Origin of the sequence: Paenibacillus sp. ACRRY (genome assembly GCF_022346995.1) — a bacterium.
Classification (GTDB): domain Bacteria; phylum Bacillota; class Bacilli; order Paenibacillales; family Paenibacillaceae; genus Paenibacillus.
In genome coordinates this window covers 919,005-929,423 of the sequence record NZ_JAKRNM010000002.1, presented here as the reverse complement: position 1 = coordinate 929,423, position 10,419 = coordinate 919,005, and the positions used below count along the sequence as shown (strand labels likewise).

Genomic DNA, 10,419 nt, shown 5'->3' with positions numbered 1-10,419 from the left:
ACACCAGTAACGCCGGTCGCTCCTGTTACACCAGTTATACCGGTCTCTCCTGTTACACCAGTTGTTCCTGTCGCTCCAGTACTTCCTGTTACACCTACACCAGTCGATCCTGTTATACCGGTACTTCCCGTTATGCCTACTCCAGTAGCTCCTGTTATACCGGTCTCTCCTGTTACACCAGTTGTTCCTGTCGCTCCAGTACTTCCTGTTACACCTACACCAGTCGATCCTGTTATACCGGTACTTCCCGTTATGCCTACTCCAGTAGCTCCTGTTATACCGGTCTCTCCTGTTATACCAGTTGTTCCTGTTGTTCCTGTTGTTCCTGTTGTTCCTGTCGCTCCAGTACCTCCTGTTACACCTACACCAGTAGCTCCTGTTACCCCGGTGCTTCCTGTTATGCCAGTTACTCCAGTGAATCCAGTAACACCTGTTGCCCCTGCGCCTGCCAGTAATGTGTAATCCGGAGAGGTTCCTGGTGTTCCGGTTGGTGATGCAACATTCGCTATATACGTGCTACCGTTGAACGTAACCACTTGACCCGCTGGGTATGTTGGTGCTACAGCTGGATCAAATGGTACCACTCCGCTTAAGCCAATTCCTGTCGCACCCGTGATTCCTGTAATTCCTGTTGCCCCAGTCTCACCTGTAAAACCTGTGACGCCGGTAATACCGGTGAACCCTGTAACTCCAGTCGCTCCAGTTATCCCCGTGATCCCTGTGGCTCCTGTTACTCCCGTTTCTCCTGTGCCACCGGTTACGCCGGTTACTCCAGTGAGTCCAGTAACACCTGTTGCCCCTGCGCCCGCCAATAATGTGTAATCCGGGGAGGTGCCTGGTGTCCCGGTCGGTGACGCAACATTCGTAATATACGTACTGCCGTTGAACGTAACCACTTGACCTGCTGGATACGTTGGAGCTACTGCCGGATCAAATGGTACCACTCCGCTCAAACCGATACCCGTCGCACCCGTGATCCCTGTAATTCCTGTTGCCCCAGTTCCACCTGTAAAACCTGTGACGCCTGTAATACCGGTGAACCCTGTAACTCCGGTCGTTCCAGTTATCCCCGTGATCCCTGTGGCTCCTGTTACTCCCGTTTCTCCTGTGCCACCGGTTACGCCGGTTACTCCAGTGAGTCCAGTAACACCTGTTGCCCCTGCGCCCGCCAATAATGTGTAATCCGGGGAGGTGCCTGGTGTCCCGGTCGGTGACGCAACATTCGTAATATACGTACTGCCGTTGAACGTAACCACTTGACCTGCTGGATACGTTGGAGCTACTGCCGGATCAAATGGTACCACTCCGCTCAAACCGATACCTGTCGCACCCGTGATCCCTGTAATTCCTGTTGCCCCAGTTCCACCTGTAAAACCTGTGACGCCTGTAATACCGGTGAACCCTGTGGCTCCTGTTACTCCTGTTACCCCCGTTTCTCCTGTGCCACCGGTTACGCCAGTTACTCCAGTGAATCCGGTAACGCCCGTTGCCCCTGCGCCCGCCAGTAATGTGAAATCCGGGGAGGTTCCTGGTGTCCCGGTCGGTGCGGCAACATTCGCTATATACGTGCTACCGTTGAACGTAACCACTTGACCCGCTGGGTATGTTGGTGCTACAGCTGGATCAAATGGTACCACTCCGCTCAAGCCGATACCCGTCGCACCCGTGATCCCTGTAATTCCTGTTGCCCCAGTTTCACCTGTAACACCCGCTATACCTGTGACGCCTGTCGCCCCTGCACCCGCCAGTAATGTGTAATCCGGAGAGGTGCCTGGTGTCCCGGTCGGTGACGCAACATTCGTAATATACGTACTTCCGTTGAACGTGACCACTTGACCTGCTGGATATGTTGGTGCCACAGCTGGATCAAATGGTACCACTCCACTCAAACCAATACCTGTCGCACCCGTGATCCCTGTAATTCCTGTTGCCCCAGTTTCACCTGTAACACCCGCTATACCTGTGACGCCTGTCGCACCTGCACCCGCCAGTAATGTGTAATCCGGAGAGGTGCCTGGTGTCCCGGTCGGTGACGCAACATTCGTAATATACGTACTGCCGTTGAAAGTAACCACTTGACCTGCTGGATACGTTGGAGCTACTGCCGGATCAAATGGTACCACTCCGCCCAAACCGATACCCGTCGCACCCGTGATCCCTGTAATTCCTGTTGCCCCAGTTTCACCTGTACCGCCCGTAACACCAGTCGCTCCAGTTATTCCAGTAACCCCGGTAGCTCCTGCAGACGCCAACAACGTGTAGTCCGGGGAGGTGCCTGGTGTCCCTGTTGGTGCAGCGACGTTTGCAATATATGTTCCACCATTAAACGTAACTACCTGACCCGCTGGGTACGTAGGAGCAACGGCTGGATCAAATGGTACCACTCCGCCCAAACCAACACCTGTCGCACCCGTGATACCTGTAATTCCTGTTGCCCCGGTTTCTCCGGTTCCACCTGTGATGCCTGTAAGACCAGTGACCCCTGTTACTCCGGTCGGTCCAGTTACTCCAGTTCCCCCTGTGTCACCGGTTACGCCAGTTACTCCAGTAAATCCGGTAACACCCGTTGCCCCTGCGCCCGCCAACAACGTGAAATCTGGAGACGTCCCCGGTATTCCCGTTGGTGCAGCGACATTCGCAATATACGTACCACCGTTAAACGTAACTACCTGACCCGCTGGGTATGTGGGGGCTACTGCCGGATCAAAAGGTACCACTCCACTCAAACCAATTCCCGTCGCACCCGTTATACCCGTAATCCCTGTTGCCCCAGTTTCACCTGTGACACCTGCTATACCTGTTACCCCAGTCACTCCAGTAACTCCGGTTGCTCCTGCACCCGCCAACAACGTGAAATCTGGAGACGTCCCCGGTGTTCCCGTTGGTGCAGCGACATTCGCAATATACGTACCGCCGTTAAATGTAACTACTTGACCCGCTGGATATGTCGGAGCCACAGCCGGATCAAATGGTACCACTCCAGCCAAACCTAATCCTGTAGCTCCAGTTATACCCGTTGCCCCAGTACTGCCTGTTATACTCACGCCTGTTGCTCCAGTTACTCCTGTCGCCCCTGCTCCCGCCAACAACGTGTAGTCCGGAGACGTTCCGGGTGTTCCCGTTGGCGATGCAACAGTGGCGATATACGTGCTGCCGTTGAACGTGACCACCTGACCTGCTGGGTACGTAGGCGCAACGGCTGGGTCAAACGGTAAAATCCCGCTTAATCCTACTCCAGTCGATCCTGTTGGTCCTGTAGCTCCCGGACTTCCTGTACTGCCTGTTATACTCACGCCTGTTGTACCAGTTACTCCTGTTGCCCCTGCTCCTGCCAATAACGTGTAGTCCGGAGACGTTCCAGGTGTTCCCGTTGGCGATGCAACAGTAGCGATATACGTGCTGCCGTTGAACGTGACCACCTGACCTGCTGGATATGTTGGCGCCACGGCTGGGTCAAATGGCAAAATCCCGCTTAATCCTACTCCAGTCGATCCTGTTGGTCCTGTAGCTCCCGGACTTCCTGTACTGCCCGTGATACTCACGCCCGTTGCCCCGGTCACTCCTTGTGTCCCTACCCTTGCCAATAACGTGTAGTCTGGAGAAGTTCCCGGTGTCCCGGTTGGGGACACAACATTGGCGATATACGTACTGCCGTTGAACGTGACCACCTGACCAGCTGGATATGTTGGCGCCACGGCTGGATCAAATGGCAAAATCCCAGTTAGACCTATTCCTGTCGCTCCTGTTGGACCCGACGAACCAGTAGGTCCGGCACCCGCAAGCAATGTATAATCCGGAGAAGTATTTGGCGTTCCTGTCGGAGATGCCACATTTGTAATAAAAGTACTGCCGTTGAACGTAACCACCTGACCAGCCGGATATGTCGGAGCCGAAGCAGGATCAAATGGCACCGATCCTTCCAAGCCTAAACCTGTCGCTCCAGTCGATCCGGTTACTCCTGCACTCGCAAGTAATGTATAATCCGCTGAAGTTCCTGGTGTCCCCGTTGGAGATGCCACATTCGTAATATATGTTCCACCCGCAAAGGTAACAATTTGCCCGGAAGCATATGATGGAGCAAGCGCAGGATCAAAAGGAACAATGCCTGTAAATCCTGCGCCTGTTGCTCCTGTAGCACCAGTTATTCCACCCGATAACAGCAATGTAAAATCTGGCGAACTTCCCGGGATACCTGTTGGGCTATTCACATTAGCAACATATAAATTCCCATTATAACTGACTACTTGGCCTTGGGAATAACTTGGACCTTGTGCTGGATCATATGGCGTTACATTATTTAACCCTACGCCAGTTGCTCCAGCTGGCCCCTGAGCACCTTGTGGTCCAGCTGGACCAATCGGACCAACTGGGCCCACTGAACCTGCTGGACCTGCTGGGCCAGCTATGCCTGCCTCTCCTTGAGGCCCTGCCGGCCCCTGTACTCCAGGCACTCCGGGTACCCCTGGTACCCCGGGAACCCCCGGTGGACCAGCAGGTCCGGTTATCCCGGACGAACCAATCCCTATTGTTGCACGGCTAAGTGCTATGGACGTATTCCGAATCAATCCTACAAGCTTATCTTTCTCTGGCGGAGGCACCTCAAGCAACAAAGTCACACTCAATAGATCATCAAGCAGATTCTGCAAGTTGCCAGACAAGTTGACTAACGCAACAGGTACTACCTCCGAAGCTGCAATGGTTAATTCCAATACGGCCTGAAGCTCGGCTTTTACGCCAGCACGAAAACCTGACTCGTTAACAAAAGTAAGTACATTCCGTAATCCCGACTGCAATGCAAGTATGTTAGCAGCTGTAGGCTGACTAATTGCAGCGGGGATGGTGATTGCCAAAGATTGCAGTAATGTTTCAAACTGCTCCTGCTCACCTGTTGTTATGGGAATGAAGGGTGATCCCGCCCTGAACGATCTACCTTCCAGAAATGCTTTAATATTTACCCGTTTACGCCTATCGGACATGCGTTATCCAATCCTCCTTTGACTACCTTGTTTTCAAGCTTATGTCATGTTGGAGGGAAAATTATCTTGGACAATATAATTGTTTTGTAAATTTAACTTATTTTATATGTTCCACGATGAACAAGATTAAACGGTACACTTCAACAAAAAAACACCCTCCTCAGGAGGGTGTTTCCGCAATTTTCGTATGAAATCCGGCTATTTCGGGGAATTCACCGGAAATTGTAATATAAACTCTGTACCTTCGCCAAGCGTACTGTTCACATGAATGATACCATGATGTGCATCAACGATATTTTTAACGATCGCCAGACCCAGTCCAGTACCTACACTTTCTCCACGAACCCGCGCCTTATCCGCTTTGTAGAATCTTTCAAAGATAAATGGCAGATCGGAAGTAGGAATACCCGCACCCTCATCCTTAATCGACACTTTAGCTATGGACGTTCGATGATCTCCAGCCAACGTGGCTCCAATAATGACATTTTTGTCGGGAGGTGTATGACGAAATGCATTATCAAGCAGATTGGTAAATACCTGTTCAAGACGATCTTCATCAGCCTGCTGAAGCACAATAGTAGACTGACTAGATTCAAAATGAAGCCGGATATCCTGTTCTTTGGAGCGTACGGAAAACTTCCGATACACCCGTTCCAGAAGTTCCACCAAATCGACTTCCTTCATCGCCATATCCGTATGCCCTGCTTCCATCCGGGCCAGATCCAGCAGATCCTTGACCAGTCTGCCCATACGCAGTGACTCATCATGAATGACCTGAATCAATTCTTCACTTTCCTCGGGAGAAGCTGCCATGCCATCCAGAAGAGCTTCACTGTAACCTTGCATCATGGATAACGGCGTTCGTATTTCATGAGATACATTAGCCACAAAATCACGACGCATCTTCTCCAATCGAACCTCTTCAGTCACATCACGCAGAACGGCAACCGCACCTCGAACAACACTATCCGCATATAGAGGCGTCATCTGTACAGACCATACTCCCTGCTGAACATGCACATTCGAGCTCTGATCACCGCCATGCTCCATAACCAGTTTGAACAAAGGAATTAGAGGTTCAGGAACATCCCGGGAAGATACATCCCCCTTATTTACTTCCTGCCCCTCTTCGTCCTGTGCCCAATCCAGGTCACACCAAGCCTGCATGATCTTCTCCCCTGGAGGATTCGTCAGAATGACCTTACCTTCACCATCAAAGGTAACCACGGCATCTGTCATGCTACGAAGCACACTGGCCAAGTGTTCCTTCTCATGGTTCAGGTTCCGAATGTTGTCCTCCAGTTGAGCCGCCATGTGATTGAATGTGTTAGCCAGTTCACCAATCTCGTCGCTAGTCACTAGGGAGAGCCTTGTCCCATAATTTCCTTTGCGAATGGCATTAGCTGCCTGAATCAGCTGCTGCATTGGTTGAGTGATCTTCGTGAACAGGAAGAGAGCGAAGAATGTCGTCAAACTGAAACCGATGATACAGACATATGTGAACAGACGCTTGATGTCTCTGGATTCCGACTCCGCGAAGTTCGTATCAATATACGGTAGCAGAAAAAGACCCAGCGCAATGAGCACACAGCCCACAAGACATATAATCGTTATCCATAACTTCCCGACCAGTGATCTCCAGAAATTGAAACTATTTCGGTACTTCCAGTTTATAACCCACACCCCAAACTGTCGTAATCATAGCCGCCGATTCAGGCGACACCTTGTTCAACTTTTCACGAAGACGCTTGACGTGCGTATCTACGGTGCGGAGATCACCGAAAAACTCGTAGTTCCACACATCCTTGAGCAATTCCTCTCTGGAGAACACTTTGTCTGGAGAGGTCGCCAGGTAATGTAACAACTCGTATTCTTTAGGTGTAAGACTTATCTCTTCCCCGCCCGCAGTTACCCGATGAGCGTCATGCTCAATAACCAGATGAGGGAATACGATATTGTTGCTTGAATTGCTTTCTTTGGACAGATATGCAGTTGCAGAAGAACGACGCAGGATTGCCTTCACCCGATAAATCACTTCACGTGGGCTGAATGGTTTCACCACATAGTCATCTGCTCCTACTTCAAACCCCTGAACACGGTTAATTTCTTCCCCTTTTGCAGTAAGCATCAATACCGGAGTTGATTTCACCTGACGAAGACGAGTGCACACTTCTACACCGTCCATCCCAGGCAGCATAACATCGAGCAAAATCAGGCCATAGTCTCCAGCGGTTGCTTTTCGCAATGCCGTTTCGCCGTCTTCCGCTTCATCAATTTCATATCCTTCTTTTTCAAGATACATTTTCAAAAGTCTACGGATTCGTTCCTCATCATCCACGACCAGTATTCGGTTCTCATGTTCTGCCATTCCACTCCAGCCCCTTTGCAATAACTCCAATCACTTCTATTATGTTCGATCTGGCGAACAATATTTGAATGCCCACTTTTAACGCAGGGGCAACGCATGGTTTCATGGATTCTCTCCAAAACTTCGGCGAATCTGCCTATCCTAGTCTGCTCCTGCATAAGAATGCAGTCCGGCAATGATCAAGTTCACACCTACAAGCGTAAACATAACAACCAGAAATCCGAGCACAGCAAGCCAGGCAGATTTTCGACCCTGCCAACCTCTGGATAAACGCAAATGCAGGTACACACTATAATAAAGCCATGTAATCAGTGCCCACACTTCTTTGGGATCCCAGCCCCAGAAACGGCTCCAGGCAATCTGAGCCCAAATCATGGCAAAAATTAATGCCCCTAATGTAAATATCGGAAAACCGATGGCGATCGCACGATAACTGATTTCATCCAAATCATCAGCATCAATGCCGTCCAGCATAGGTTGCAGAGCTTGTCCGAGCGGTCTTCTTACGATTAATCGTATAATTCCGTAGAGAATCAAACCTACAATCAATGACCAGACTACCGTATTTAATTTGCGTCCGGCGTTAACTCCGTTCATCCAGGATGGCGTCTCAAGTAGAGGTTCCTTCATCCCAAGAAACGGTGTCATGCTCTCCACTTCACTCTGATAAGGTGCAAAAATTGGAGGCATGCGATAAATCACTTTCTCTATTGTACTATCTTCCTGTACCTCTGTGTCAATGCTGGCCGTTTTCTGGACGAAAACCGTCTCGTACCCCGTGGCACGAAAAGCAAATACGGTTCCAATAAACCCGATTACAACGACAATCGTAATGAGTGTGAACTCCACCCAGCCGCGCTCACGTCTGGACGATTTATCTTTCCCACTGAAATCGACGGTACGGAGCAAATACATGAAGCCTGCTGCAAAGCCAACCGCAAAGAATGCTTCTCCAAGGGCAGCAAGGGTTACATGGATTTTAAGCCAAATCGACTGCAATGCAGGGATTAAAGGCTGTACTTCCTGTGGGAATACGGCGGCATATGCCATAATAATAATGGTAAGCGGTAATGCAAACAGTCCAAGCAATGATTTTCGATAGATGGCATATACCACAATAAATGCGACCATGATCATCATGGATAAAAAAGTCATGAATTCATACATGTTACTGACCGGGATGTGACCTGCTCCAGCCCAGCGTGTAAAAAAGAACACTAAATGTGCGGCGAGTGCAACGATCGAAGCGATAAATGCTCTTTTCCCCCATCTGTCTACATGAGCCTGAGGATCCCGATTACTCCACTTCTTGCCCATAACAGCAACAGCGTATAACAAAAATGCAGCACAATAGAGAAAAAAAGATACAATAAATGCGTCGCTGCTGAAATCCAATAAACTCATCCTTGGTTCCCCCCGTTATCCAACGACTTCTCATCCACTTCCAGATTCATCTGTTTTAACACCGCTGATACTTCACGCCTGAAGCCAAACCAGTTTTTGTTAGTATGTCCTCCCAACGTGAGCTGACCATCATCGATTCGGATCCAGATACGACGGTGATGCCAGTAAAAGCCCATAACTAACCCCAGCATAACAATTCCAGCTCCAATCCAGACAAAAGGCATTGCCTTATCTACACGTATATTCAGATAACTTACGGATTGGATGATATCAACTTTATCCATACTGTCGACTTCAAGCTGCAGAGGAATATCTCCTCCTACCAGCTGCTGGTTAATTGAATCCTGTCTAAAACGCTCTTTATCCACCTGCTTTGCAAAATAAAGATATTGAATTCCTTCTTCAGGCAACTCCGGTCCTTTGATGACGAATAAAAAGGCTGGTGCATTAGGTGAAGGCGACAAGGATTTAGGCTGACCGTTTTCATCAAGTCCGAAATCCATAAACTTGTCTTTTACAGTAAGCGAATATGGACCTGCCTCGAAGGAGCGCTCTGTATCGACCATGTCAATCTGAATTGAACCGTACTTCTCACCCGTTCTGGCATCAACCAAATCAGGAGTTACAGAGCGAATGGTAGGTGTAAGGTCGTAATCAAACTGATACGCTTTCAACCCATGATAGTTCAATGGATGATTCACCCTTACATCATGCCGGGCAACCTCATTTAATTGAGGTTTCTTCGACAGATCCGAGCAATCGGCGGTGCATTCATACAACACGACTTTGGTTTCGAACAGTTTTGGAACAATTTTGTTCAAATTTCGAAACTGTTCGGGTACTTCCTCTTCACTATAAAATTCAACATTAAACTGTTCGTTTTTCAAATACATAGAGGTATTTGGGATCTTCTTAATCTCACCTTCCGGAAAGGCAACATGTTCGTCCAGATTCAGTCCGGGAAGGCCACGGGCCAACACAGCCAGAAGAAAGATAATTAAACCAATGTGGATAACATAGGGTCCCCACCGGGCGAATCGTTGCTTCTCGGCCAGCAGCGCATCTCCCTCTGTATGCACTCGATATCCTTTCTTCTTAAGCGGCGTAACCGCTTTCGTAATCCAGTCTTTTGTCCCCTCTTCAATGGGACCTTGGTATACCAGACGCTGCCTCGTTAGAAACTGCATATGTTTACGGATTTTCTGCTTGTTGAGTGCCTTGTAGAGCGGAAGCACCCTGTCTAAACTGCATATGACGAGTGAAGCCCCGATCATGACGAGCAATAGGATGAACCACCAGGATTCGTATGTATGGGACAGACCCAACAGGTAATAGATATGGCCCAACTGTCCATAGGTTTCTTTGTAATACACAGATGGATCAATGTTGAGAAACGTACTCTCTTGAGGATAAATGGTTCCCAACATGGACCCTACAAGGGTAAATACAATCAGATAGACCGCAATCTTCACGGATGAAAAAAAGTTCCACACACGATCAATGATATTCGGGTTGCTGCGCTGCGAGCGACGGGCCCTGCCATCATAGCGCATTTCCAAAACTTCTTCGGATTTAGCCTCAGCTTCCAACAGCGGCTTACCGCATGCTTCACAGAGTACGGTACCGACCGGGTTCTGATGTCCACATTCACATTTGGTATTCTGGAACACG

5 protein-coding genes are annotated in these 10,419 nt (G+C 49.4%); all 5 read right to left on the bottom strand.

Annotated features, from left to right (window positions below; genetic code table 11):
• A partial coding sequence (locus MH144_RS30775; protein WP_275440077.1) for a collagen-like repeat preface domain-containing protein occupies positions 1-4,976 on the bottom strand: 4,976 nt, incomplete at its 3' end.
• A gap of 198 nt (positions 4,977-5,174) precedes the next feature.
• Positions 5,175-6,572 carry an ATP-binding protein gene (locus MH144_RS13560; protein WP_239300521.1) on the bottom strand — a complete coding sequence of 466 codons (1,398 nt, stop codon included), beginning with the start codon at positions 6,570-6,572 and terminating at the stop codon, positions 5,175-5,177.
• 55 nt (positions 6,573-6,627) lie between these two features.
• Complete coding sequence (locus tag MH144_RS13555; protein ID WP_017687664.1) at positions 6,628-7,344, bottom strand: response regulator transcription factor; 717 nt, start codon at positions 7,342-7,344, stop codon at positions 6,628-6,630.
• 141 nt (positions 7,345-7,485) lie between these two features.
• Positions 7,486-8,748, bottom strand: coding sequence for a cytochrome c biogenesis protein CcsA (gene ccsA, locus MH144_RS13550; protein WP_239300519.1), 1,263 nt, complete (start codon positions 8,746-8,748; stop codon positions 7,486-7,488).
• Positions 8,745-10,418 (bottom strand): cytochrome c biogenesis protein ResB, encoded by a 1,674-nt coding sequence (gene resB, locus MH144_RS13545; RefSeq protein ID WP_239300517.1) that lies wholly within the window; start codon positions 10,416-10,418, stop codon positions 8,745-8,747. Before resB ends, ccsA begins: the two co-directional genes overlap by 4 nt.
• Position 10,419 lies beyond the last annotated feature (1 nt).